We start from the raw sequence: 26,255 nt of genomic DNA on the forward strand, positions 1-26,255 counted from the left end.
GGTAATCCCCCCATTTTTAGGAGCATTCAAAAGTAGAGGTCATGCAGCCTTTGCCAGATGCTGTTTCGGTGTGTAGCCATCTAGCGCCATGTTGGGCCGTTCATGGTTATAAACCCACAGCCATTGCGTTGCAAATTCTTGTAGTTCCTCCAGTGTGCCAAACAGGTGATGAGCCAACCAATCGTAACGCACCGTTCTGTTAAACCGCTCTATGTACGCGTTCTGCTGGGGATTGCCAGGTTGGATATACCCCAAGGTGATCCCCTGTTTCATCGCCCACTCCTTGAGCTCCTCGCTGATATATTCCGGGCCATTATCACACCGGATCATCGCTGGTTTGCCACGCCACTCGATCACCTGCTCCAGGGCTCGCTTGACCCGCGAGGCTGGCAATGAAAAATCAACCTCTATGCACAGCGCCTCGCGATTAAAGTCATCGATCACATTAAACAGTCGCACCGACCGGCCATCACTGAGCTGGTCATGCATAAAATCCATCGACCAGCACTGATTGGGCTTGTCTGGCACGGCCAATGCGTCCGGCTTTTCACGCACCAGTCGCTTCTTGGGTTTGATCCGCATGTTCAGTTCAAGCTCCCGATAAATCCGGTAGACCCGCTTATGGTTCCAGCCAAACCCTTTGACATTGCGTAGATAGAGGAAGCAGAGGCCAAAGCCCCAATTGCGCTGGCTGTCGGTGATACGCAGCAACCAATCCGCAATAAGCAGGTTTTCATCGGCAAGCACGGGTTGATAGCGATAACAGCCTTCACTGACCTTGAAGAGGTTGCAGGCCTGCCGGACAGAAATGGCGAAGTGCGTTACGGCCTTGGTAGCCATCTCCTTGCGGGCAGATGGCGTTACCACTTTTTTGCCATGGCCTCGGCTATGATCTCGGCCTTGAGGCGCTCCTCGGCATACATTTTCTTGAGGCGACGATTTTCCTCTTCCAGCTCTTTGAGGCGAGCCATGAGGGAGGCATCCATGCCACCGAATTTGGAGCGCCACTTGTAGAAGGTGGCGGAGCTGATGCCATGCTCACGGCACAGCTCGGGGACGGGTGAACCGGACTCGGCTTGCTTGAGAATGGCGATGATTTGGGCATCGCTAAAGCGTGATGTTTTCATGTAGAACCTCCTGCGTTCAAGATACGAGAAAATTCTACTTATGAGCACCCCAGTTTTTCGGGGGGATTACCATCCTGCACGACGAAATTAATCGCAAACAACGAGTGATATTGAGCAAAGTAACAGTGAAGTGAAACGACGGTAAAAAGGATACAAGCGAGGATGTAGATAACAGTGGGGCGAAGGGGCAGATTGGATAACCACGAGTAAAACGGCAAAAATAATGCCGCTCAAAGGCGGCATTATTCAATCTCTGAACCTGACGAATTAGATCAGGAAATCGTTCAGGTCTTTACCCAGCGCTACTTGAGCAGCAATGGCTTTCGGCATACGACCTTGACCGGTCCAGGTTTTTTCCTGGCCATCTTCTTCGTACTTGTATTTAGCCGGACGTGGAGCACGCTTGCTCTTGGCTGCGCCAGTCGCAGCAGCCGGAGCAGCGGCAGTCGCCAGCAGCTCGCGAGGATCAATACCAGCCTGCTGCAGCATTTCGGTGAATTCATTCAGCTTGCGCTGACGCTCTTCCTGTTCAGCACGCTCCTGTTCAACAGAATCGGCGCGCTCTTGGTAAACCAGATCAAACTTCTCTTTAGCTTCCAGCAGTTGCTCAAACGGCAGCTCACGAATAGCCGCACGCAGACTGCGAATGTTCAGCAGAACTTTCAGAAACTCGTTCATTATTTCCTCACAAAAAGTCGGTTACAGGGATACCGTTTCAGAATAGCATGGACAATTCGCGAGAACATACAGTTTTTCTATATTAACGTTCTTTTTTTCTTAAATTTCACCATCAAGATCGAATGCTTGCCACTATCAATAACAAACTGGCTGGAATGCAGATCTTCTGGGTAGAGAGGTGATTACCATCTTGTGTTCAAGAAACATCGGTATTTCAAGACTCATTAATTTCCAGTTCAGCATCCAACAAAACTAACTCGGTAACCTGCTTTATAAGCCTGAGCGAACATTTCTACCATACGTTCAACATCATGTGACAAGACTATGCCTATCTGTTTAGCAATGAACATGTCTAGGGAGGGTGCGAATAAGCACCCTCCACAACGAAACTGAAAAATTTAGTTTATTAAATTCAAATGCTTACAAGGGCGCATTTTTATGTTTGGTGACTTATTCGCACCTTCCCTAGAGCCTGTCCCTTCACCCGATGATGAGGGGATATCCCAATTGACTATCAACCCATTCGGCACCACCAATAAAATTACATATTAATCAATTTGTTGAGAACAACGAATGACATTTCAAATATGCTTTTCATTGCCCGTTTGACAGACGCATGCGTCCGAAAACAGACTGTTCGGATACTGGCCGTCCAGAAGGTAAACAATAAAAAGCCAGCCATTTTTAAGGGCTGGCTTTCTATGTATCCAAATAGCACTATTTATTTTTGGTTATATTCTTGCCTGATTGGTCAACACCGGTAATCACTGCCTGTGAAGCAGACCCAGTTAAAAGGGGCTCGGTTGGATAGAGCTTAAGTGCTTCAGCTCGCATCGCATTGGCTTCCTCTGTACGACCCAATGCATTAAGCGCGATCACCATATTGGCGTATATGTTGGCACGCGGTGTATGGCGTACGAATGCCTGCCCCCACTCCAGATAAGCTTCCAGTTCGGTCTTGTTATTTGTCTGCAAGCCCACCATCAGACGAACTGAGTTCACATCAAACTCGACTCGGGTCAACCAAGCCATGGGATTGACGATATCAAGTAGCAAAGTCGGCTCTTTATACCCACCCCGTTCATATTTGGTGACTACCCATGCGGTGTGAATTGCTGTGAGCATAAAGGGAACGACCAGCAGCGGGATAGCGATCGCCATAAATCGCAGTAACAGCCATGGGCGGCACTCCATATCCCACCATGATGAGAAACCCTGACTCGCCAGGTTGGTCTCTTCAATTTCGGTATCGATGATATAAATCAGCGTCAGCAACAACCACCATAACACGATCGCATGGTAGAGCGGGTATTCCGTCTGGGTATGAAGCAAGATCGGTGTAACCAGAGCAAGCAGTCCCATGGCATTTACCCAACGCACACTTGCCAGACGCCATAATAATGCGCCCCCCATGATCACCATGCCGACCATGGGTGCAATACCGCCCTCAACAGCCCAATAGAGAAATTCGTTGTGGGGGTGGTCGAGATTGTACTCAATCTGCACCATGGACGGATTCAGTGCTTTATCAGCCATGTAGTGATGAAGAAAAACAGATTCAAAACTGCCGTATCCCCAACCACTCCAGGGAGCCTGTGCAATCAGTTTTGCCGCGTAAGGCCAGTAAATCGAGCGCATACCACCGGACTGATAGATCTCTAATCCGCGTTTTACTCCAGCCAGCCAATATTGCGATAACAGGCCAATCGCTACAGCCAAAATAACCAGACCCAATATCCGCCATAGCAAACGCTGTCGATAAAGCTGAGGCATCAGTAAAAACAGTGCTAGCAGACCGCCTAACTGCCCTACTCGGGATTGCAAAACAACGAGCAGCAGTGCTGCAGATAGAATGACGCCATAGCGCAGCACCATAAGTAATCGACCACCCTCTCTACGCAGTTCCAGCCAGATGGCAAGGGCAATCCCAGTCGCCATAAACGTCGCCATCACGTTTGGCTGTTGAAAAATCCCGTAAGGGCGATTGGCTTTGGTGTCATAGCCAATCCAGTTACCTGTCGTCAACAGGTAGAACTGCACCAGACCCAGCACGGCCTCCATCGAGATCGCAATCAGGATGAGATAGAGCAAGCGATCACGCTGCTGCCGATTAAAGCGCCATTGATAGAGTCCAAACAAAAACAGCAGACCAGCAAAAAGGCCCAGCAATCGGGGAATGGCATAATCCTTGAGTGCAAAACCTGGATAGAGCATCGGGAACAGCAGCAAGAGTGATCCTATACATAAACCCGCTTGTAATGTAGAAAAGACCAAACGCTGGCGTAACGTCACCTGCCACAATCCCAATCCAATAGCCAGCGAGGCAAACACCCATCCCCATGCGTTAAAGGGAAGATACAGCCCGGCGCCTCCTGGGTTGTGCATAAAAAAGTGCATGCCGCACAGCCAATAAAGTACGCATAGCACCATCATGAGTCTTGTTAACATTCCCGCCCGGCTCCTTAGGCCCACCCGATATCCAGAGAAAGAGAATAAAAAAGGGGGCTAATCGCCCCCCTCTCGTTCGTTAGCAAACCCATTATGCCTCGTCGGGTCGACGAAATGCATGCTTGACCAACACAATACCCACCCCCAGCATGCCACCTAGCAGGGTGGCCAACACCACGATCAGCGGACGTTTTGGCTTGTCGCGGCTAAGAGGTTCATCTGGCGCGTCAAGATAGGAGAAAGGGCGAAATGCAATACCGTCCAAAGAGATGCTTTTTAAGCGTGCCATCTTCACCTGCAGAGATTGCAATGTGGGTTGATAAACCTCAAGGTCGATGGATTTCAGCAATGACAGCTTTTCTTCCAAACCTTTTGAACCCAGCGAAATGAGGAAACGATCTTGCGCGTTATAGTTTTCCAGTGGCGCGCTGACACCGGCCGCTTTGGCCACTTTGTTAGCCATCGCCAATTCTACTATTTCCTGTTGCAGGGTACGTTTTGTGTCCTCCTGCATGATCCGATACTCCGTGTTCATGCCATCCAACTGCAGATCACGCTGTTCAGCGAGTCGCTGTATCAACTGCTTTTGTTGCAATTTGATAATGTAGTCAATATACCCCTCCAACATTGCCAGCGACTTCTCGGAGGTGGGGGCAGCAAACTTGAGCTCAACACCCGGCGCCTCCCCCTTCTTGTCTACAGGCTGAGCCGTCACCGATTTACTCCAGTCGCGCAACCAACGCACCTGCGCCTTGCCATCCAGGCCATCGTTTTTTACCACCTCGGTGAATAAAGGGCTGGCTTTGAGATAATCACGGCGATTCTCGTAACTATTGAACTCACCAATAAACTCTTTGTAAAGATCTTCTCCGCTGGGAAAACCGACAAGACCCAATGCAGTTGCCTGCTTTGAGACTTTCCGCATCGGTGTCATGTCCTCCGGCTTAGGCGCAGCCACCACTGCCGAAGCGGACCACTGCTGGGGTGCCAACAGCGCATACGCAATACCGCCTAAAGCAAACACCAGGGTAACCAGCATAATAAGCAGCTTCTGACGCCACAGCACCAGCATCAGCTCACGTAAATCGATCTCATCTGATGCCGGGGCTTGCACCCACTGGTTAGGAATAACCGGCGTTTTTTCGCTCATTTTTTCGCTCATTTTTCTTTCTCAAATATCCATATTGAAATGGCTGACAACAACTAGATAGCACTAAGGCATATCGATGAAATCGGGGGCCTGACGATCTTTATCAGATAGCAGCAAGGGAAATTGCTCAGATAACGGCCATGTTATCGCCAGTTGGGCGCTATCCCAGCGAATAGCCGCTTCATCACCCGGCAAATAATAATCGGTACACTTATAAAAAACATCTGCGCTGGCGCTGAGCACATAAAAGCCGTGAGCAAACCCCGCCGGGATCCACATCAGTTCACCCGACTGAGCATCCAGAATATGACCCACCCAATGACCATAGCTTGCCGAGGTTGGACGAATATCGACCGCCACATCAAAGATCCGGCCACTAAGCGCTTGCACCAATTTCCCTTGAGGATGAGTGCGCTGGTAATGCAAGCCGCGCAAGGTGCCGCCCAGCGAATGGCTCACATTGTCCTGGACAAACCGATGGCGACCGCAATGACCTTCAAACTCCGATTGACGAAAACACTCCCGAAAATAACCGCGCTGATCAGACCAGGTTTCGGGTGTCAATACCATTACCTCGGCCAGCGCCGTGGGGCTAAATATCATGGGGGGATCCTGTCATTGCGATTCCTTCAGGGGGGAATGGTTGACATGAGTCATGCCAAAGCGAGGGGTCAGCAAACGCAGCAAATACTGACCATAATCACTTTTTACCAGCCTCTGGGCCAACTCCTGCAACTGTTCATCCACGATCCAGCCCTGACGCCAGGCGATCTCTTCAGGGCTGGCCACTTTTAATCCCTGCCTTTTTTCCAAGGTCTGAATAAACTGCCCGGCCTCTTGCAAGCTGTCCGGGGTGCCCGTATCCAGCCATGCACAACCCCGACCTAAAAAGCTGACCTTCAGTTGCCCTTGCGCCAGATAACGACGGTTGATGTCGGTGATCTCCAGCTCGCCACGGGCCGAAGGAGTTAACTGCCTAGCAAACTCAACGGCATTCTTATCAAAAAAATAGAGACCGGTCACCGCATAATGACTGGCCGGATTGACCGGTTTTTCAGTGATAGCCAACACCCCACCCTGTTCATCCAGCGTCAACACCCCATAACGGGTCGGATCATCGACCCGATAAGCAAACACCCTGGCACCTTGCACATCATCCATCGCTTGGCGTAATAGCACTGGCAGCTCGGCACCATAAAACAGGTTGTCACCCAAGATCAAACAAACAGACTTACCCGCTATAAAGGGTTCAGCAATCAGCAAAGCCTCCGCCACCCCTGCCGATACCTGTTGTTCGGCATAAGAGAACATTAGCCCCCATTGACTACCATCCCCCAACAGTTGGCGAAAGCGTGGCAGATCGGCAGGCGTACTAATAATCAAGATCTCGCGGATCCCGGCCAACATCAACACCGACAAGGGGTAATAGATCATGGGTTTATCGTAGACAGGCAGTAATTGCTTGCTCACTGCCAGCGTGGCGGGATAGAGACGTGTGGCAGCCCCCCCCGCCAAAATGACCCCTTTACGAGAGGGGTTGTCACATAATAAATACGTCATTGCCGCTCCTGTAATAGTGCATGAAGTGTTGATTTAACCCCTTGCTGCCAATCCGGCAAGAGCAAACCAAACGTCTGCTGAAAAAGCTGGGTATCGAGCCGAGAATTAAGTGGACGTTCTACCACTCCACCATAATCCTCACTTGTGATGGGCTTAAGATCCGGCACCTTGTCTATCAGACCAAGCGCATATGCCTCGCTAAAAATGAAACGGGCATAATCAAACCAACTGACTGCACCAAAGGCAGCCACATGATAGAGCCCACCCAGTTCGGGCTCCCCCAATACTCTTTCTATAGCCAGCAGTGTCATCTCAGCCAGCATCATCGCCGAGGTCGGCGACCCAACCTGATCGCATACCACTCGCAATTCATCGCGGCTTTGTGCCACACGCAACATGGTTTTGAGGAAATTATCGCGCCATGGGCTATGCAGCCAGCTGGTACGAATGATCAAATGGCGACAACCGCTGGCTAAAATAGCCTGCTCTCCCGCCAACTTACTCTGGCCATAGACATTTAACGGTGCAGGTCTGTCAGATTCCCTCCATGAGCGATGACCTGAACCACCAAACACATAATCCGTCGAAAAATGGACCAACAAGGCATTATGTTGCTTGGCCAATTCAGCTAGCCGCGCGACACCATCACAATTGACCGCCATCGCAAGTTCCGGCTCTTGCTCTGCACCTGCTACATCTGTGTATGCAGCTGCGTTGATGATGACTTTGGGGCTATAGCGCGCCAATGCCCCCTGTAATAAATCGTCATCAACCTGCGGATAATACGATCTTGGCAGAGAAATAATCAGGCGACAAGCCTTGTGACTTACAAGTGATAGGGCGCGGGCCAGTTGGCCCGTGCCAAGCAAGGCAATACTCATTAACGGGCACCAAAACCGGTGAGAATAGTCTTAATTGTCTTAAAGACGATCAAGACATCAAGCCAAAGGGAGAAATGTTTGATGTAGTAGAAATCGTGCTCGATCTTGATGCGGGTATCATCGGCATCGGCGGCATAACCGTGCACCACCTGAGCCCAGCCGCTGATCCCCGGCCGCACGATATGACGATACATGTAAAAGGGGATCTCCCGCTCAAACTGATCGACGAAGGTGCGCTGCTCCGGCCTCGGCCCAATCAGGCTCATGTCCCCCTTGAGGACGTTGAAGAACTGCGGCAGCTCGTCGATGCGCAGCTTGCGGATCACCTTGCCCACCCGGGTGACGCGCATGTCGCCGTCCTGAGCAAACTGGGCACCGGCCTTCTCCGAATCCTTGCACATGCTGCGAAACTTGTAGATGCAGAAATCCTTGTTGCCCTTCCCCACTCGGTTTTGCAGGAACATCACCGGGCCCGGGCTCTCCAGCTTGATGAGGATCCCCGTTACCAGCATCAAGGGCGAGAACAGCGGTATCGCAATCAACGCGGCCAGCATGTCCATGCCTCGTTTAACAAAGGCGTAAATGGGCGATGGTAAGAGTGAGCCCAGCTGGTTTTCGTGCAGATGGTCGATCTTCACCCGCCCGGTGAGTGTCTCACTGACTTGCTTGATGTGATAGACAGGGATATGAGCCAGAGCACAGCGCGCCAGGAAGCGCTCCCACTCCCCCGCCAGCTTCTCATCCCGAAGGTCTGCCACAACGGCATCATAACGCACGGCACCAATATCAGGTTTGTCCAGCAGACGCCATTCCACACAAGCATGCCGGGTCAGGGCCTGAAAGTCGCCAAAAGGCAGCAAGGCATATTTGGGTGTCCGGTAGCGGCGACCAATAAAATAGGCAAGCCAGCAGCAGAGCAAAGCCACCATGTACGACTCGAATAGTACCTGACGGCTGTAGGGTAAACGCAGAAAAAAGAGAAAGCCCACCAGAGAGCCATAGAGCGTCGTAACAGTCGGGATCATGTAGGCTACCGGACTGGCGCCCGGATAACGTAGAAAGCGATGCAGCACTATCCCGGTCAGCAAAAACGCAACGAAAGCCCCCACAAGGGTGTTGACCCTGACAGCATTGAGTCCCTCCCAGAATCCCCAGCCCCAGCGCTCGATGGCAGGTAGACAAACTGCCAACAAAGCCCCGAAGATGAACAAGGCAGGAGGGCTGAATAACACACGCTCATACCAGCGTGAGTGACGGCGTTGAAAGGACAAAGTTACCCCCAGAGATCGAAATAAAGGTCAAATAAATACATAGCTTTCTAATTCTACTCGCGAATTCGTTTTTTCAACGCGATGACGACATAGCTGAGCCAATGATACAAACTATCTGGCAAACTTAACAACAACTTGTGCCGATAGATATGCCACTGCCATTTTGCTGCGGTCAATTTATTTGCTGATAATGAGTTTGAACTAAATCTATAACGAGCAACGATGTCTTGAACGCAGGCAGCCTTTTTTGCAACCTTCATTATTGCAAGCCACATCAGGTAATCTTCATGCCCACAGCGCTCTTGGTAAAATGTGCCAAGCAGTTCGCGGTTATATATTCCCGTCAGATTTCCGATCCGGTTGCTGTTCAGCATATCCTTGTAGCTGAATTCCATCGGACTGGTTCGCACTGCCACGGGGCGATCAATGTCATCAGAGAGAAAAGTAGAGTAATTGCCACACACCACAGCATACCCTTGCTCCAGCAAAGATATCTGTTTTTCCAGTTTGTTTGCTTCCCAGAGATCATCACTATCTAGAAAAGCAATATACTTGCCCTTGGCAGATTGAATGCCGACATTGCGGGCATTGGCTACACCACCATTATCCTTGAGCAGGATATATTCGATTCTATCATCATGGATATCTGCCACAACATTTGCTGTGTCATCTGTTGATGCATCATCAACAATATAGAGGCGCCAATCGCCAAATGATTGTGACAATACAGATTCAACACTATGCCTTATATATCTTGCCACATTATATGCGGGCATAATAATAGACACTGATTCAAATGGCATTTATATCAACCTCATCCACTGTTTGACAATGATCTCGGGTGAATAGCGTTCTGCTGCAGACAAGGCTGCGAGCTGCATGTTTCTTCGTTCATCATCCGAGTTCATTAAATAGACCAATTTGTCCTTGTATGCCTCCATGTCACCATCCAATACCAGGAATCCATCAACACCTTCGCTGATAATTTCTCTTGGCCCGGTATCACAGTTACAAAATCGCGGACAAGTCTATGTAATAAAAGAGTTTATTTTTGAATTATCATGTCTGAAATTTTCATAATACCGCAGCACTCACATTATCTTTTAAGAAAACATGTGCTTTCAATAAACGTTAAAATTACAGGGTAATATAGTGAAAATCATCCTTGCCATTTCCTAATATGATGTTCTTCTTTTGCAATAAAAAATTGATATATAAGCAGAACAGTCAAAATTGAATTCACTGTAAGGATGTTTTCAAAAAAACAAACAAATAAGAAGTTCAAAAGTAAGCAGTAAAGCTTAACATCATGTTTAGCTATTTTCAAAATATAAATTATGATACCCACGAATATAAAATACCCAATCAAACCAAATGATAATATCAGGTTGAAATATGCTCCATCAATTTTACCGACATGACCAAAACCAAGGATGAAATTACCAACACTTAGAGCTTCAATTTGTCCATAAAAAGAATATATTCTTCCATTTAAAAATGAATCTAGTACCAAGATGACATCTTTTTGAAAGTTTAAGAACAGAAAGATAGATATCAAAACTGGTAACATTAGTGCAAGAATTACAATGAAGTTAAGCTTCATCATCTGCTTTTTAAAAAATACAGTGAATAATGAAAACAACAGCACCAATATATATGTTCGAGATCCTAACCATATAGAGGAAATAGAAAAAACAAAAAAGAACAATAAAAAAATGAAGTATCTTTTATATACTAAAAGCACTATTGTAAATGTACACATCAGCATTGATATTACATTGGGATTAACAAATCCTAATGAATATTTAAACTCGAAATAATGAGTGCTAGGTTGTTTAAAAACTTGATTGTCAATATCTCCGACTAATGTGAAGTATATAAAGCAGCCAAAGAATAACATTAAAAAAATAGCAACAATACTTAAGTATGAATGGAAGCAACCTTTTGAGAAAATGTATAAAGATAAGGAAAATAAAATCAACATTGCAAGATCTAGATGCAATGTGTTCTCAGTAAATAAAAATGAGGGTAATAGTAATATGCAAGCTGCGAAATAGAATTTGTACTGATATAATCTATTTATGTTTGAAAACACTGCAAATATAATAAGAAAAGCCGCAACATATCTTATTGACAAGAGGTATATTTTGTATTGTTCGAAATTTGAAACATAACTAAATATGTTGGATATATAGATGCATATAACCAAAAAAACAGATATAGTTACATTTGGATTTATTTTAAAATTTCGTTCATCCATATGTTTTTTATACTATCCTGGCCATACTTTAAAGAGGTTACCTTCCCAGCTGATGAGTATTTATTAATCTCATCAGGTGATGATATAAGGTTATATATAGATTCTGAAAGTTTTTTTACCGACTCAGCCTCAACAAGCTCACCATTTTTTTTATTATTAATAATTTCTGATGGTCCAGTTGGACAGTCAAAAGATATGACGGCATTCCCACAATTTTGAGCTTCAACAATAACTAGACCAAACCCTTCAAATCTGGATGACAATACAAATATCTGTGACGATAGATAATGGTGGGTCACATCTCTTACTGCCCCAGTAAATTCTATCTTTTCAGCAATTCCCTGTTTTATTGCTTTTTCTTGGAGTTCATGTTTTAAGACTCCATCACCTACGATCTTTAATCTCCATTCAGGAACCTTTTCAGAGATAAGTGAAAATGCATCAATTAATAAATCGAAACCCTTTTGAAACTCTAACCGACCCACACCAATAATATATTTTGGCCTTTCAGTTACTTTACTGAATACCCAAGAAGAGTCAGAGTTATTTTCTAATATAGAAACAGGATTAATCACCTTAACTACATTGCAATATCTTTTATATTTTTGAAGATCTGAATCAGTAAGAGCCAAAACCTTATAAGCGAATGGATATAGAACTCTTCTGACACATTTCCAGATAAAACTGGGTAAGTCATGATGTATATGCTCATAAGCTATTACTTTCTTATTCAAACCAATGGTAGATAAAAGAGTAAGACAGTTCGTTGAGGTCCAGTTCGTTATTACAAAATCAGGATTGGAACTTTTTATAATATTCCTCATTTTATAAACTAAATTTATATTATCCAGAGTGAAGTAAGACAATCCGCTTAATTTTTTATCGTCTTTGCAAAAACCTAGTGAATACCGTTTGATATAGCTTGGAACCTCAAAGAAATCCTCCTGTTCACTTCTGACTGTAACTAGCTCACAATTTAAGTCTAAATTCTTGTCACTTCCAAGAATACTTAAAAGTGAGTGGACAACGCGATCTGTACCACCACAGTGCATTGCATGATTTATAAACATCAACTTCATCTATTGCTCCAAAATTACGTCTACTAGTACATCAATGCCTTCACTTGTGTTTTTATCTCGAAGATCTAAAGAAAAATCAAAGCATGAACTATTATATGCAGCAACAAACTTTAAATTATAATTGTAATAATTATTTTTATCCTTATCTATACTATCCAATTTCTGGCGGATATCATGATAAGAATGCATCCTCGTTACTAGGGGATGGTCTTCATAAAAAACAGTCCCGAACAATAGTACAGGTATGTTAAGTAGCACACCTTCATAACCTACAGTACTTGTAAGAGTTATAATTGCATTGCAATTTAGCGCGAGATTTTTTACATTAATCTCCGGTTTAGCAAATATAACATTAGGCAGGTTTGATATCTTCCTATAATAATCATAACTTTCGAACCCACTAGCAGAAATATGATCCTTAACAATTAGATACTCATTCTCCCTCAAAGAGAATGCAATATTCCTAATTAACTCAAGCTCATTGTAATACTTAGCAAGTAATGATGTTGACGATTCTGGATGATAATGCAAAGGGTATAAATAATATTTCATACCAGAATGAAACTCTATATCACCGTCATGATAAAATTTATTTATTCGTTTTCTATTAAATATTCTATAAATGTCACGCAGTCTATACTTAATGGAAGATTTCATTGGAATCCCCATTTGAATGCCAACACTTCTACGATGTCTCAAATGAGTGATTAAGCTATTAAAATCTGGTCTCTTCTTACTCAAGACAGAGCTTAAGGATACTTTTGATAATCCATTAAACTTCATGTAATCAGGCTGAATCGAAACTAAATTATCTAAATATTGAGTAGCATATTTAATATCTTCTTCCGTGAACTTATCATCCCTAATCTTATTGTTTATTAAACATTTAATTTCATTACCTTTTATAGAAAAATATGACTTTCCTGGTAATCTGGATGCCGTCAACCCTAGATACTTAATACCCAAGCCCGTTGATATTTCAGCAGCAAGTAGTGCATAACAGTTTGATACATTCTCATAGAAGATATAATCCGGTTTGAAAAGCTGTAAGTTCTCTTCTAGAAACTTGTATAACTTTTTTACCCTAAAAATACCATTTTTTTGCTTGAATTCATTCTCAAAGCCATAGTAACAACCTCTATCGTAATCAGGATGCATTACCCAAGATAAGATAGAATCTGGTAATCGAAAGCTGTCATCTACTGAATACTCATCATCACAACAAGTTACAACATGAGCAAAATCATCAGACGAAAAATATAAGTCTCTAGAAAATTTATTGATGACAAGAAACTTGACTTCATGTCCTTTATTTATAAGAGCTTCACCTAACTTTATATAATATTTAGAAAATGCAGCAGTGTTAACTAGAATGGCAATTTTTTTCATACTAAAAGTCTCTTTGAAAACCGCTTCGCAATTTCATTAATTTCATAACACACGTAATAACGGTAGAAACAAAAACTCCGAAAACAACAGTTTGCATAACCGATACATTATAAAAATAACCCATAATTAAAATAGTTATAAAAGAGAGTAAACTAATTACACTGATGAACATGATAGATTTGTCATAATTAAAGGCATAAATGACGTAATGAAAAACAGTTGAGCATACAAGGATGAAATTAATTACAAGTAGCCACCAGAAATAATTAATATTATTAATGTATTCATTTCGTCCAATATAATTAATCAAATATCCGAGGAATAAATAAGATGCTATGGAAAACAAGATAAATATTAAAGAACATTGAGCCAACATTTTCAGCATCTCATTTTTCATTAACTTATTTAAGCCGTCTTTTCGATAGCTAATTAGTTTCGGATATGAAAACTGAAATATAGCTGAGTCACAGAAAGACAATAATACCCCTGCAAAACTAGAGTAAAAAACATAAACACCCATGTCTTTCAGTTGGTTGTTGTATTCAAAATAAGTTTTATCTAGTACAAATATAGTTCTAACAGCAAGCGTTCCAACAAAGAACACAAGACTAGCTTTAAGTGCTTTAGCTAACCAATTAGTAGTTAACTTTACGTTTACTATTCTTTCAAAATTAATATCTGTTACTTTAAATAAAATAAAAAGGCCGTAAAACAAAGAAATAAAACTAAATGTAGCCCATAAAACAAGCACAAAATGTAAATTCAAATCAACAAGATTTAAGCCCGATATAATTGCTATTATATAGCACCATACAGCGGTCCTTATGAATAGTTGAAACCCTGCTTTTAATTGATGTGATTTTGCGATCAATATCCGACCAACTTCTTGATTATAATGCTCAACAATACATAGAACCAATATTATTGGTATGTATTCAAAAACGCCCTCCATCCCCTCAAGAAAAATAACTGCAAATATTAGCCCTAAACAAGAAAGGAAAAGAATAGTTTTGGCATGCTTAATTAATATTGCCTCATCCTTATTTTTTATATACTCTCTTGTAGAATACGTATATATATCACAACCACAGAAATACATATAATAAACTATTATGGACTGTATGAGGCCGTATAGCCCTAATTCATAGGCCTCTAGTTTTTTTGCTAAGACAATTATTAATATGAACTTTGAAGATAAAATGAGAACCTTAATAAGTAAATTATATATCCTGTCAGTGTTTAGCATCATCTAATGGCCAAAAAAATTAAATAACGTTGAATGACTTCATAAGGATTTCAAAATAGGGCTGCGATACTTACTGAACTGTGTATCCAGGATGAGAACTTAAGACTAAAATCCCCTCCCTTTTTTATTAACAAACAATATAAAACTACTAAAGTCAAATGTAATAACAAACTACAGTTCATTTATATCAAAGCCATCTTAAATCAACAACCCCTGTGTATAAAATGCACAGAGACTAATAAATTCTTTTCCGATGCCAGATTCTCTCCTCAGCGTTAATAATAATTACGATTGCAATGTAAATTATCCTGAAGCCAACACTTCAACACCCTGACATTTAAAAATGTCGTCGTAGTTATTGCATAATATATATCCGTCATAACTTCTTATGCTACCTCGCCAATCAAAAATTTAAGAACGGCATAAACGATAAACACACTATTTTTCCATTGTGGAATGGTCTAATAGACCTAGAAAATAGATGCTTGTATTAATAAATTACTTCCTGACATGCAAATAACATATGTGAATATTGAGGAATTTTATAGCAGGGAATCAAGTGCTGTAAAGTGCAGACCGTATGTATGAACTTACTATAATAGATAGAACACTTAGTCAAGCCCAGTAATTTCTTATATCATAAAATATATAAGAAAGTTTCTGCCTTCATCAGTATCGACTTCTTTTAGCGATTATTTCATTTCACAGTTAAGTCTACGGCCTGCCCTGAATTAGAATAGCTCGAATGAAAGCGGTGTACCTTTGAAAACATCTATCTTTACAGTTTGACCCAGTACTTGTTCAAGATATTTCGGTTGTAAACCAAAACCAGGACGAATACTGCGCACATTGTGTGTGGTGATCTTTTCACCTGCCTTGATATCTTGCACTACATACAAGGACCGCCGAAATTTGACATTTCCTTTTTCAGCTTCAGTACGCGTATAATTTACGCTACCTAATGCTGACCAGGCAGTTTTAGCATCTTTACATAATGCGGCTAGCTCATGAGGTTCGAGCGAGAAGCTATCATCAGCCCCTCCGCCATTTCTATCCATGGTGACATGCTTTTCGATTAAACAAGCCCCTAATGCCACCGCAGCCACAGCGGTGGCATTATCGATAGTGTGATCAGACAAACCAGATAGCACATCAAAACGCTCAGCCATATCGGCAATGGTCCGCAGATTGTATTGATCCGCCGGAGCCGGGTAACCGCTGACACAGTGCAACACGACCAACTCTTGGCAGCCATTGGACTGCGCAGTAGCAATCGCTTCGGCAATCTCTTCCGCATTGGCCATGCCAGTAGACATGATCATTGGCTTACCTGTTTGCGCCACACGTTTTATCAATGGCAAATCTATCAACTCAAAAGACGCTATCTTGTAGGCTGGTGCATCAAGATCTTCCAACAAATCAACAGCAGTAAAGTCAAAAGGAGAACTGAAGATGGTGATCCCCAACTCTTTGGCTTTCTCAAACAACGGTTGGTGCCACTCCCACGGCATTTGGGCCTCTTTGTAGAGTTGGTACAAATTTTTACCATCCCATAACCCACCGTGAATTTTAAATTCCTCACTATCACATTCAAGAGTAATAGTGTCTGCTGTATATGTTTGGAGTTTTATTGCATCCGCGCCCGCTTTTTTCGCCTCTTCCATAATCGCAAAAGCACGATTGATATCTCCATTATGGTTAGCTGAGAGTTCCGCAATAATATATGGTGGATAGTCATGGCCAATCTTGCGGCCATTGATGGTAATAAACGGCTTGATTTTCTCATCCATTACAATGGTTCTCTTATAAATTTATCTGGAGCTACCTGTTGGTAGCCTGCGTTAGAAAACAGGCGCTGCGATGCTATATTTTCGGTCAGTACGGTGGCATGAATCCTAATTCCGGGCAGGCATTTATCAAGTAATTTCAACCCCGTTAACCCAATACCCTGACCATGCTTGTCCGGATCAACAAAAATTGAGATAAGATAATTATCAGTACCTAGCTCATCTAGTCTAACTGCACCATAGGGTTCGCTACGTCCAGCATTAATTATCAAAAAGAAATAATCTTGCTGGCGCTGTAATTTTTTTTCCATCCAGCATTTGTGCTCTACCCAACTAGGGGTGTTGGGGTTGAGGGCATAACGTCTGGTTACTGGATCAGATTGCCACTGATAAATCAGTAGCGCATCATCGATTGATACCGGCCTTAGTCTAAATCCTGATATTTCTGTATTAGCCATAATGACATTAATGACTCGCTGCACACCCTTGCCATCACACAACCCAAGATTATTATCTACGTATTTAATATAATTATTTAACAAGTCATGCAGTGCAGGAATTAATCTACTTTCAATATCAGACTGTCGTACTAATAAAGCTGCTTGATGCGCTAACAATGCTTGGCAAATGGCCTGTTGGTTTTCTGCTATCGGAATTACTATATTTGGTAATCCCAGACAGGCTCGCTCCCAACTGGTCGTACCCGGTGCACCGATAGCGATATCGTGCTCACTCATTAAGCGAGCCATATCTTGAACAAAATCATGATGCACCACATTTTTTTGTGAATCACACCATGCTTTTACTTGGTGATAATGCGGGGCCCGTGGGCTTAATAACACAGTAAAAAAAGCATCCAGATCGCTTAGTGCCTTAAGTACTCTTAATGTCACATTGGGCTCATCAATACCGCCAAACGAGAGCAATATTTGGGGGGGCGCACTGATTGCCACTCGTGGCAACTGCTGTTTTCTGACTTGGCTAAATTGTGGCGATAATAGTGCATACTGGACCCCACTTAATACTCTGGGTGGGATACTTAAAGTGGTTTGAACATCAAGATATTCATCTTCTTGGCGATCAAGGGTTTGATCCAAGATCAACTCTGCCGCATGGGAGCGCACCAAGTCATCAATTACAAACAATTTACAATTTAACGCTTGTTTGACTTGTAGCTCCCACTGCGCATTAATCCCGTAATGGTCCACCACCATCCAATCAGCTTTTGTTACAACAGCCAATACTTCAGCAGCATCTTGCTGCCAAGGCACTTGTAACCAAGCTTCATAATCTGCGCTGCTTGCTGGCATGATAATCGAAGTTAGTGCAGGTAACTTGATTAGTTGATGACCGCGTTCAACGATCACATCGATGAGATCACCCGCTTGTGGCCGACAAATAAAAGTGACTTGATGGCCTACCGCTGTTAGGCCATCAGCTAGCACCAAGCAACGCATCACATGACCAGAGCCAATCCAACGTGAGGCATCGGCACGAATAATAAATTGCATTGCCGTTACCTTAACGCAAACAACCGTTCAGCCCGAAGCCAATCATCGGGCGTATCGATATCTTGCACTCGATAACTTGGCAGCAAAACGACGTGTGAATGCGCGGCAAAAATCGATGCTTTATTGAGCCAGGCACTGGAGCGGCCCCAATAGAATTGGCCGGCATCGTGATAAGCCTCTTCCAGATCTTGCGAACGAGTGAGCAAATGTTCAGGTGAAAACATGCTCACTCGCCCATCGTCATCTAATTTAATCGCCCGTTGAATCGGAAAGCCAAAGCGGGCAGCACTGAATGCAAACTGGCATTCGCTGTTACCTGTTAATAATGCCAAGCCTTGGCGCAAATCATCAGGCTCAACAAAAGGCGCGGTTGCATAGAGGCAGCATACTTGCTCTGGGCTCTGCCCTTGTTCGATTAACCAGCTAATCGCATGGCTTATCACATCACCTGTCGTCGCATAATCATTGGCAATCTCTGCCGGTCGGATAAACGGCACTTCGGCGCCATATTCCTGCGCCACGGCGGCAATTTCGGCATCATCGGTTGAGACAATGATCCGATCAAAACAGCCCGCTTGCTTCGCAGCTAAAATCGACCAAGCGATCATCGGTTTGCCATGAAAAAGCTTGATATTTTTGCGCGGAATCCGCTTACTGCCACCACGAGCAGGAATAATGGCGATGTTCATCTTTTAGTTCTACACCTTGGTTGCCAGAATGTGTGCCAATACCCGTACCACTTCATCTTGTTGTGCATCGGTCATGGTATGAAACAAGGGCAATGAAATAGCCTGCTGATAATAGGATTCAGCCGCCGGGAAATCGCCCAGCTCGAAACCCATGCGCTGATAATAGGGTTGAGTATGCACCGGAATATAGTGCACATTGACCCCGATCCCTGCTGCTCGCAATGCAGAAAAAACCTCGGCATGGCTTAATCCAAGCACATCAAGCTTTAAGCGAATGACATAGAGGTGTAACCCGGAGTAGGTTTCTGGCAATTGATAAGGTAGCGTCAGCGGCAAATCAGCCAACAACTGGTTATAACGGGCAGCCAAACGATGTCGGGCAGCGACAAAAGCGGCTAGTCGCTGCATTTGACTTACCCCCAAGGCGGCCTGCAACTCAGTCATTCGGTAATTAAAGCCAAGATCAATTTGCTGATAATACCAGGCTCCGTGGGTTGGCCCTTGCATTTGCGCTTCATCACGGGTAATGCCGTGGCTGCGCAGCAATGCCATTTTATCTGCCAAGGCTGACTGATTGGTAAGTGCTGCGCCGCCTTCTGCAGTGGTGATGATCTTGACCGGATGAAAACTAAACACTGTGATATCACTGTAACGGCAATTGCCAATCGGCTGCTCTAAATAACGACCACCAATCGCATGGGAAGCATCCTCTATTACCTTAAAGCCATATTCTGTCGCCAGCTTGGCAATCGCTTGCATATCGCAAGGCTGGCCACACAGATGTACTGGCACCACCACTTTTGGCAATGTGCCATTGGCTTTGGCCGCGATCAATTTTTGTTCTAATTTTTTCGGACACATATTGTAGGTGTCAGGGTCAATATCAACAAAATCGATTCTGGCACCACAATACAAACCACAATTAGCTGATGCGACAAAGGTAATCGGGCTGGTCCATAACCAATCGCCTTCACCTAACCCCAGCGCCAAACAGGCAATATGCAACGCTGAAGTTGCGCTATTAACTGCCAGCGCGTAGGTTGCGCCGGTATGAGCAGTCAATAACTGTTCAAATTCAGGGGTTTTCGGTCCCTGAGTAAGAAAATCAGATTGCAACGCCGCCACAACACTGTCTATGTCTTGCTGGGTTATTTCTTGTTTACCGTATGGAATCACGTTTTTTCTCACACTGCAAAATTAGCATCAACATGGGTTTTAATCAGCGCACGCAGAGAATCGACAGTCTCCCATTCGGTGTTAGTACCCGAATTATATTTAAAACCGAAGGGTACTTTTTGTGCGTTATGATGCTTGAGGTAATCCTCTTCGGTATAGCTAAACGATACCGAAGGCAAGATTGCGTAATAACGCCCCATGTCAATAGTATTTAAAGAGTCCGTATCGGTGATCATCTCTTCATGCAGTTTTTCACCAGGGCGAATACCAACAACCTTGGTTTCACACTCAGGTGCAATGGCTTTGGCGATATCCATGATTTTATAAGATGGAATTTTTGGCACAAAAATTTCACCACCCAGATGATGCTCAAGGGCATACATCACCATGTCCACCCCATCTTGTAGTGAAATATTAAAGCGCGTCATTTCTTCATGGGTGATGGGCAACACTCCCTCATCACGCTTTTTTAGGAAAAAGGGAATAACTGAGCCACGTGAGCCCATTACGTTTCCGTAGCGCACCACGCTGAAACGAATATCCCGTGAACCTTTAATATTGTTGGCCGCCGTGAACAACTTGTCAGATGTCAGCTTGGTGGCACCATACAGATTGATAGGTGCACAGGCTTTATCCGTTGACAGTGCGACCACTTCTTTCACACCACATTGCAGTGCTGCATGAATTACATTTTCAGCACCATCAACGTTAGTACGAATGCACTCGGTCGGATTGTACTCGGCAGTATCAACCTGCTTTATCGCAGCGGCATGAATGATGACATCGATACCTTCGCACGCTTGTACCATGCGGTTTTTGTCGCGGACATCACCGATAAAAAAACGCAACTGTGGGTAATCTTTTGGTGGATAGTTTAAACGCAGCTCAGATTGTTTTAATTCATCACGAGAGAAAATAACAATACGTTTAACGTTCGGATAACGCTCAAGGATGGTTTTGATGAACTGCTTACCGAAAGAGCCGGTGCCACCGGTGATGAGGACTTTTTTGTTGTTCAGCATAGCAATACCTTTTTAAAAATTTAAAAGAATTAACTGTAGCGAAAGAGTTACATATATATTGCATTTTCAAAACTAACGCCCTGAGGCGAACTCGATGTATGTGTTGATTGTGGTTGCCCGCCGTTCACCATTCACCATTTCATTGCAGTTCAATCCCCGATTGATAGGCACCGCTTTTGACATTGTTGACCCACTGCTGGTTATCCAGATACCACTGCACGGTTTTGCGAATGCCCGACTCGAAAGTCTCCTCTGACCGCCAATCCAGCTCGCTGCTCATCTTGCTAGAATCGATGGCATAGCGGCGATCGTGACCGAGACGGTCGGCCACGTAAGTGATTTGATCGCGGTAGCTTCTCCCGTCTCCGCCAAGGGGCGAGGGAGACAGGGGTACCATCTCGTCAAGCAAATCGCAGATGGTGTAGACCACCTCTAGGTTATGCTTCTCGTTGTGACCGCCGATGTTGTAGGTCTCCCCGACCAAGCCGGTGGTCACCACCTTGTAGAGCGCGCGCGCGTGATCTTCCACATAGAGCCAGTCACGGATCTGGTCGCCCTTGCCATAGACCGGCAGCGGCTTGCCATCCAGCGCGTTGAGGATCACCAGCGGGATCAGCTTCTCGGGGAAGTGATAAGGACCGTAGTTGTTGGAGCAGTTGGTAACGATGGTTGGCAGGCCGTAAGTACGGCGCCAGGCACGCACCAGATGGTCACTGGAAGCCTTGGAGGCCGAATAGGGGCTGCTGGGGGCGTAAGGGGTTGTCTCGGTAAAGAGCGGCAATGCCTCACCGGCGGCTACTTCATCCGGATGGGGTAGATCGCCATACACCTCGTCGGTGGAGATATGGTGGAAGCGGAAGGCCGCCTTGCGCGCCTCATCCAGACCATTCCAGTAAGCGCGAGCCGCTTCCAGCAACATATAGGTGCCGACAATATTGGTCTCGATAAAGTCAGCCGGCCCTGTGATGGAGCGATCAACATGGCTCTCGGCGGCCAGATGCATCACGGCATCCGGCTGGTGCAGGGCAAACACCCGATCCAGCTCGGCACGGTTGCAGATATCCACCTGCTCAAACGCATAACGCTCGCTTGTCGATACATCGGCCAGGGATTCCAGATTGCCGGCATAGGTGAGTTTATCGAGATTGATAACAGAATCTTGGGTATCACGGATGATATGGCGCACCACGGCAGAGCCGATAAAACCGGCACCACCGGTAACGAGAATTTTCATACAAATTATGCTCTTGCGAAAAACTGGAGTTCAGTCAGACCGCACAAAGATTAATTAGAATGACTCTTCGATACGGAAAATCAAGGAAGTGCATGTGATGTGAGTAATCCTGAACATATAAGCGGAATGGGTTTTCAGCTTGTTATGTGAACAAAAACTGAACGAAAGCTATGGCTACCGCACTGGGTTACAGCCCCCAGTTTGCTGTTTTTACCATATTGCTCACGCTGTTGGCCATCATGCCCTCCAGCTCTATTATGTTTTCGGCAATGGGCATCACGATACGCAGTCACAGCGTTGTCATGACATAGCCCACCACATAGACCCGATTTTATCGTCGAATTTTATCCCGAATCTCCCCTAAATGAACAGCTAAAACTACACCATAGAGGGAGTGACTTGAAGCTGAACACGAGGCTGATCACAGTCACACCGGCGCTTTGCTGTCTCTTTAAACAACTTGTGAAGCGCGCAAAGTGTCAAGTTCAGTAAAAAAATAGGGCAACCCATGGGGTTGCCCTGTTTGATTGTCAGCCGGACCATACCAGGCTGGCGATTTATTGATCGCTGTTCAAATTAACTCAACCTGCATGCCATCAGTCATGTTTTGACTCATGGGCCTGGGTCAGGCGCGCTTCTTTGCTGCTGTGTTTGGTGAAGTAGCGCATCACCAGCACGAAGAAGAGCGGCACGAAGAAGATGGCCAGCACGGTGGCGCTGATCATCCCCCCCATCACGCCGGTACCGATGGCGTTACGGCTGCTGGCGCCCGCACCGGAGCTGATCACCAAAGGCAGCACCCCCAGGATAAAGGCGAGCGAGGTCATCAGGATCGGGCGCAGACGCAGACGCGCCGCCTCCACTACGGCTTCACCCAACCCCATCCCCTTGTCATAGAGCTCTTTGGCAAACTCCACGATCAGAATCGCGTTCTTCGCCGACAAGCCGATGGTCGTGAGCAAGCCTACCTGGAAGTAGACATCGTTCTCCAGCCCGCGCAGGGTAGCAGCCACAATGGCCCCCAGTACCCCGAGCGGCACCACCAGCATCACCGAGAACGGAATGCTCCAGCTCTCGTAGAGGGCAGCCAGACAGAGGAACACCACCAGCAAGGAGATGGCGTAGAGCGCGGGTGCCTGTGAACCGGCCTGACGCTCCTGGAAGGAGAGCCCGGTCCACTCGATGCCCACCCCTTCCGGCAGCTGTTTCACCATTTGCTCGATGGCGGCCATCGCATCACCGGTACTCTTGCCGGGCGCCGCTTCCCCGACGATCTCCATCGCCGGTACGCCGTTGTAACGCTCCAGACGGGGCGAGCCGAAGCTCCACTCGGTGCTGGCAAAGGCGGAGAAGGGCACCATCTGGCCAGCGGCGTTGCGCACATACCAGAGCTTGAGATCTTCCGGGTTCATCCGGAAGGGAGCATCCGCCTGCAGGTAGACCTTCTTGATCCGGCCCCGGTCGACGAAATCATTAACGTAGGACGAGCCCCAGGCTGCGGCCAGGGTGTTGTTTATGTCCGCGATGGAGAGTCCCTGCGCCAGCGCCTTCTCGTAGTCGATCTTGATATCGAGCTGCGGCGTATCTTCCATCCCGTTCGGGCGCACCCGCACCAGATTGGGATCCTGCGCCGCCATGCCGAGCAGCTGGTTGCGCGCCGCCATCAGCTTGTCGTGACCGATGCCGCCGCGATCCTGCAGGAAGAAGTCAAAACCGGTCGCCGTACCCAGCTCCGGGATCGGAGGCAGGTTGAAGGCGAACACTTGCGCCTCCTTGATACTGAACAGATAGCCCATGGCGCGGCCGATAATGGCATTGGCGCTGCGATCCGAGCTCTTGCGCTCGCTCCAGTCCTTGAGCTTGATAAAGGCCATGCCCGCATTCTGGCCACTACCGGCGAAGCTGAAGCCGGATACGGTCAGTACGGAGTCAACGTTATCCTTCTCGTTTTTCAGGAAGTAGTCGCGCATGTCCGCCAGCACCACCTCGGTGCGCTGCTTGGTCGCACCTACCGGCAGTTGCACCATGGACATGATGACACCCTGATCCTCTTCCGGCAGGAAGGAGGTAGGCATCCGCATAAACAGCACCGCCAATACCGCCAGCATGGCACCGTAGATCAGGCTGTAACGCACGCCCTGCTTGATCACCTTGCGCACGCCGCGCTGATAACGGTTGGTACCGGCATCAAAGGCGCGGTTGAACCAGCCAAAGAAGCCGCGCTTGGCACCAAACTCGCCATGTTTCATCGGCTTGAGCAGGGTGGCACAGAGCGCCGGGGTCAGGATCAACGCCACCAGTACCGACAACACCATGGCCGAGACGATGGTCAGCGAGAACTGGCGATAGATGGCACCGGTCGAGCCGCCGAAGAAGGCCATCGGCACGAATACGGCGGAGAGCACCAAGGCGATCCCCACCAGCGCGCCGGTGATCTGGGTCATCGACTTGCGGGTCGCTTCCAGCGGGGAGAGATCCTCCTCGCTCATCAGGCGCTCCACGTTCTCCACCACCACGATGGCGTCATCCACCAGCAGGCCGATGGCCAGCACCATACCGAACATGGTGAGGGTGTTGATGGAGAAGCCGAACGCCGCCATCACCCCGAAGGTTCCGAGCAGCACCACAGGCACCGCAATGGTCGGGATCAGGGTGGCGCGGAAGTTCTGCAAGAACAGATACATGACGCAGAACACCAGGAAGATCGCCTCGATCAGGGTTTGCACCACCTCCTCGATGGAGATCTTCACAAACGGCGTGGTGTCGTAGGGATAGACGATCTTCATGTTGGCCGGGAAGTAGTCCGACAGCTCGTCGAGCTTGGCGCGCACCTTCTCGGCGGTATCCAGCGCGTTGGCACCGGTCGCCAGCTTGATGGCGACCGCGGCGGTGGACTGGCCATTGTAGAGCGCCTCGGCGTCATAGCTTTCCCCCGCCAGCTCGACCCGGGCGACGTCTTTGAGCCGCACCTTGGAGCCATCCTGATTCACCCGCAGCAGGATGTCGTTAAACTGCTCCACCGTGGAGAGTCGGGTCTGCCCCATGATGGTGGCGGTGAACTGCTGATCTTCCACCGACGGAGTGCCACCCAGCTTGCCGAACGCCACCTGGGCGTTCTGCGCCTTGATGGCCGCCTGCACATCACCGGGGGTCATCTGCACCCGGTTGAGCTTGTTGGGATCGAGCCACACCCGCATGGAGTACTGGCTGCCGAACAAGGTGATATCCCCTACCCCGTCCAGACGGCTCAGGGGCTCCTTGATGTTGGAGACCACATAATCCGCCAGATCGTCGTTGTTCATGCTGCCATCGCTGGAGATGAAGGCCGCGACCATCAGGAAGCTGCTGGAGGTCTTCTGTACCCGGATCCCCTGCTGCTGCACCTCTTGCGGCAGCAGCGACATCGCCTGTTGCAGCTTGTTCTGCACCTGCACCTGGGCGATATCGGGATCGGTCCCCGGCTGGAAGGTGAGGGTCACCGACACCCGCCCCGCGGAGTCAGACTGGGAGGACATGTAGAGCAAGTGATCCAGCCCGGTCATGTTCTGTTCGATGATCTGGGTCACCGAGTCTTCCACCGTTTTGGCGGAGGCGCCCGGATAGCTGGCGGAAATCCCGACAGCGGGCGGCGCAATGCTCGGATACTGGGCGACCGGCAATTTGATGATGGCCAGGCTGCCCGCCAGCATGATCACCAGCGCGATCACCCAGGCAAAAATGGGTCTGTCTATAAAAAATCGAGCCATG

20 protein-coding genes are annotated in these 26,255 nt (G+C 46.6%); all 20 read right to left on the bottom strand.

Going from position 1 to position 26,255, the window contains the following annotated elements; all coding sequences use genetic code 11:
• Positions 1 to 39: 39 nt before the first annotated feature.
• Positions 40 to 1,127, bottom strand: a protein-coding gene (locus AB5Y90_RS01150; protein ID WP_368166423.1) for an IS3 family transposase whose coding sequence is annotated in 2 segments (ribosomal slippage) — positions 40 to 875 and positions 875 to 1,127 — 1,089 coding nt in all. Because the reading frame shifts where the segments join, the coding sequence is not laid out codon by codon here.
• A 267-nt stretch (positions 1,128 to 1,394) separates the two neighbouring features.
• Positions 1,395 to 1,805 (bottom strand): H-NS family nucleoid-associated regulatory protein, encoded by a 411-nt coding sequence (locus AB5Y90_RS01155; protein ID WP_005344269.1) that lies wholly within the window; start codon positions 1,803 to 1,805, stop codon positions 1,395 to 1,397.
• A 717-nt stretch (positions 1,806 to 2,522) separates the two neighbouring features.
• Positions 2,523 to 4,253, bottom strand: a complete 1,731-nt coding sequence (locus AB5Y90_RS01160) for a Wzy polymerase domain-containing protein (RefSeq protein WP_368166424.1) — start codon at positions 4,251 to 4,253, stop codon at positions 2,523 to 2,525.
• Positions 4,254 to 4,344: 91 nt separating this feature from the next.
• Entirely contained in the window at positions 4,345 to 5,403 is a 1,059-nt protein-coding gene (locus AB5Y90_RS01165; RefSeq protein WP_323940070.1) for a Wzz/FepE/Etk N-terminal domain-containing protein, read from the bottom strand.
• A gap of 63 nt (positions 5,404 to 5,466) precedes the next feature.
• Positions 5,467 to 6,006 (bottom strand): dTDP-4-dehydrorhamnose 3,5-epimerase, encoded by a 540-nt coding sequence (gene rfbC, locus AB5Y90_RS01170; RefSeq protein WP_368166425.1) that lies wholly within the window; start codon positions 6,004 to 6,006, stop codon positions 5,467 to 5,469.
• 12 nt (positions 6,007 to 6,018) lie between these two features.
• Positions 6,019 to 6,963 carry a glucose-1-phosphate thymidylyltransferase RfbA gene (rfbA, locus tag AB5Y90_RS01175; protein WP_368166426.1) on the bottom strand — a complete coding sequence of 315 codons (945 nt, stop codon included), beginning with the start codon at positions 6,961 to 6,963 and terminating at the stop codon, positions 6,019 to 6,021.
• Positions 6,960 to 7,844: a dTDP-4-dehydrorhamnose reductase gene (rfbD, locus tag AB5Y90_RS01180; RefSeq protein WP_368166427.1), complete on the bottom strand. Its 885-nt coding sequence runs from the start codon at positions 7,842 to 7,844 to the stop codon at positions 6,960 to 6,962. The genes rfbA and rfbD overlap by 4 nt, the downstream gene beginning before the upstream one ends.
• Complete coding sequence (locus AB5Y90_RS01185) at positions 7,844 to 9,034, bottom strand: sugar transferase (protein WP_368166428.1); 1,191 nt, start codon at positions 9,032 to 9,034, stop codon at positions 7,844 to 7,846. The genes rfbD and AB5Y90_RS01185 overlap by 1 nt, the downstream gene beginning before the upstream one ends.
• Before the next feature lie 134 nt (positions 9,035 to 9,168).
• Positions 9,169 to 9,918, bottom strand: coding sequence for a glycosyltransferase family 2 protein (locus AB5Y90_RS01190; RefSeq protein WP_368166429.1), 750 nt, complete (start codon positions 9,916 to 9,918; stop codon positions 9,169 to 9,171).
• A gap of 356 nt (positions 9,919 to 10,274) precedes the next feature.
• Positions 10,275 to 10,721, bottom strand: a complete 447-nt coding sequence (locus AB5Y90_RS01195; RefSeq protein WP_368166430.1) for a hypothetical protein — start codon at positions 10,719 to 10,721, stop codon at positions 10,275 to 10,277.
• A 629-nt stretch (positions 10,722 to 11,350) separates the two neighbouring features.
• A complete protein-coding gene (locus tag AB5Y90_RS01200; RefSeq protein WP_368166431.1) occupies positions 11,351 to 12,454 on the bottom strand; it encodes a glycosyltransferase family 4 protein in 1,104 nt (367 codons plus the stop codon).
• The gene (locus tag AB5Y90_RS01205) at positions 12,455 to 13,843 is read right to left on the bottom strand and encodes a hypothetical protein (protein ID WP_368166432.1); all 1,389 of its coding nucleotides are present in this window, start codon (positions 13,841 to 13,843) and stop codon (positions 12,455 to 12,457) included.
• 1 nt (position 13,844) lies between these two features.
• Entirely contained in the window at positions 13,845 to 15,092 is a 1,248-nt protein-coding gene (locus AB5Y90_RS01210; RefSeq protein ID WP_368166433.1) for a lipopolysaccharide biosynthesis protein, read from the bottom strand.
• Positions 15,093 to 15,820: 728 nt separating this feature from the next.
• Positions 15,821 to 16,879: a pseudaminic acid synthase gene (gene pseI, locus AB5Y90_RS01215; protein WP_368166434.1), complete on the bottom strand. Its 1,059-nt coding sequence runs from the start codon at positions 16,877 to 16,879 to the stop codon at positions 15,821 to 15,823.
• Positions 16,879 to 18,387, bottom strand: coding sequence for a UDP-2,4-diacetamido-2,4,6-trideoxy-beta-L-altropyranose hydrolase (pseG, locus tag AB5Y90_RS01220; RefSeq protein ID WP_368166435.1), 1,509 nt, complete (start codon positions 18,385 to 18,387; stop codon positions 16,879 to 16,881). The genes pseI and pseG overlap by 1 nt, the downstream gene beginning before the upstream one ends.
• Before the next feature lie 5 nt (positions 18,388 to 18,392).
• Complete coding sequence (gene pseF, locus AB5Y90_RS01225; protein ID WP_368166436.1) at positions 18,393 to 19,076, bottom strand: pseudaminic acid cytidylyltransferase; 684 nt, start codon at positions 19,074 to 19,076, stop codon at positions 18,393 to 18,395.
• A gap of 9 nt (positions 19,077 to 19,085) precedes the next feature.
• Positions 19,086 to 20,252, bottom strand: coding sequence for a UDP-4-amino-4,6-dideoxy-N-acetyl-beta-L-altrosamine transaminase (gene pseC, locus AB5Y90_RS01230; protein ID WP_368166437.1), 1,167 nt, complete (start codon positions 20,250 to 20,252; stop codon positions 19,086 to 19,088).
• An 8-nt stretch (positions 20,253 to 20,260) separates the two neighbouring features.
• On the bottom strand, positions 20,261 to 21,274 hold the full coding sequence (gene pseB / locus AB5Y90_RS01235; RefSeq protein WP_368166438.1) for a UDP-N-acetylglucosamine 4,6-dehydratase (inverting): 1,014 nt from the start codon (positions 21,272 to 21,274) through the stop codon (positions 20,261 to 20,263).
• Positions 21,275 to 21,413: 139 nt separating this feature from the next.
• Entirely contained in the window at positions 21,414 to 22,508 is a 1,095-nt protein-coding gene (gene rfbB / locus AB5Y90_RS01240; RefSeq protein ID WP_368166439.1) for a dTDP-glucose 4,6-dehydratase, read from the bottom strand.
• Positions 22,509 to 23,104: 596 nt separating this feature from the next.
• Positions 23,105 to 26,254 carry an efflux RND transporter permease subunit gene (locus AB5Y90_RS01245; protein ID WP_368166440.1) on the bottom strand — a complete coding sequence of 1,050 codons (3,150 nt, stop codon included), beginning with the start codon at positions 26,252 to 26,254 and terminating at the stop codon, positions 23,105 to 23,107.
• Between the last annotated feature and the right edge of the window lies 1 nt (position 26,255).

This window comes from Aeromonas sp. R4-1, from assembly GCF_040908325.1.
Lineage (GTDB): Bacteria > Pseudomonadota > Gammaproteobacteria > Enterobacterales > Aeromonadaceae > Aeromonas > Aeromonas veronii.

What these genes read in the sequence shown, in the direction of transcription:
- AB5Y90_RS01155 (WP_005344269.1), bottom strand. Translation starts at nt 1,805, where the DNA reads ATGAACGAGTTTCTGAAAGTTCTGCTGAACATTCGCAGTCTGCGTGCG.
- AB5Y90_RS01160 (WP_368166424.1), bottom strand. Translation starts at nt 4,253, where the DNA reads ATGTTAACAAGACTCATGATGGTGCTATGCGTACTTTATTGGCTGTGC.
- AB5Y90_RS01165 (WP_323940070.1), bottom strand. Translation starts at nt 5,403, where the DNA reads ATGAGCGAAAAAACGCCGGTTATTCCTAACCAGTGGGTGCAAGCCCCG.
- rfbC (WP_368166425.1), bottom strand. Translation starts at nt 6,006, where the DNA reads ATGATATTTAGCCCCACGGCGCTGGCCGAGGTAATGGTATTGACACCC.
- rfbA (WP_368166426.1), bottom strand. Translation starts at nt 6,963, where the DNA reads ATGACGTATTTATTATGTGACAACCCCTCTCGTAAAGGGGTCATTTTG.
- rfbD (WP_368166427.1), bottom strand. Translation starts at nt 7,844, where the DNA reads ATGAGTATTGCCTTGCTTGGCACGGGCCAACTGGCCCGCGCCCTATCA.
- AB5Y90_RS01190 (WP_368166429.1), bottom strand. Translation starts at nt 9,918, where the DNA reads ATGCCATTTGAATCAGTGTCTATTATTATGCCCGCATATAATGTGGCA.
- AB5Y90_RS01195 (WP_368166430.1), bottom strand. Translation starts at nt 10,721, where the DNA reads ATGATGAAGCTTAACTTCATTGTAATTCTTGCACTAATGTTACCAGTT.
- AB5Y90_RS01200 (WP_368166431.1), bottom strand. Translation starts at nt 12,454, where the DNA reads ATGAAGTTGATGTTTATAAATCATGCAATGCACTGTGGTGGTACAGAT.
- AB5Y90_RS01205 (WP_368166432.1), bottom strand. Translation starts at nt 13,843, where the DNA reads ATGAAAAAAATTGCCATTCTAGTTAACACTGCTGCATTTTCTAAATAT.
- AB5Y90_RS01210 (WP_368166433.1), bottom strand. Translation starts at nt 15,092, where the DNA reads ATGATGCTAAACACTGACAGGATATATAATTTACTTATTAAGGTTCTC.
- pseI (WP_368166434.1), bottom strand. Translation starts at nt 16,879, where the DNA reads ATGGATGAGAAAATCAAGCCGTTTATTACCATCAATGGCCGCAAGATT.
- pseG (WP_368166435.1), bottom strand. Translation starts at nt 18,387, where the DNA reads ATGCAATTTATTATTCGTGCCGATGCCTCACGTTGGATTGGCTCTGGT.
- pseF (WP_368166436.1), bottom strand. Translation starts at nt 19,076, where the DNA reads ATGAACATCGCCATTATTCCTGCTCGTGGTGGCAGTAAGCGGATTCCG.
- pseB (WP_368166438.1), bottom strand. Translation starts at nt 21,274, where the DNA reads ATGCTGAACAACAAAAAAGTCCTCATCACCGGTGGCACCGGCTCTTTC.
- rfbB (WP_368166439.1), bottom strand. Translation starts at nt 22,508, where the DNA reads ATGAAAATTCTCGTTACCGGTGGTGCCGGTTTTATCGGCTCTGCCGTG.
- AB5Y90_RS01245 (WP_368166440.1), bottom strand. Translation starts at nt 26,254, where the DNA reads ATGGCTCGATTTTTTATAGACAGACCCATTTTTGCCTGGGTGATCGCG.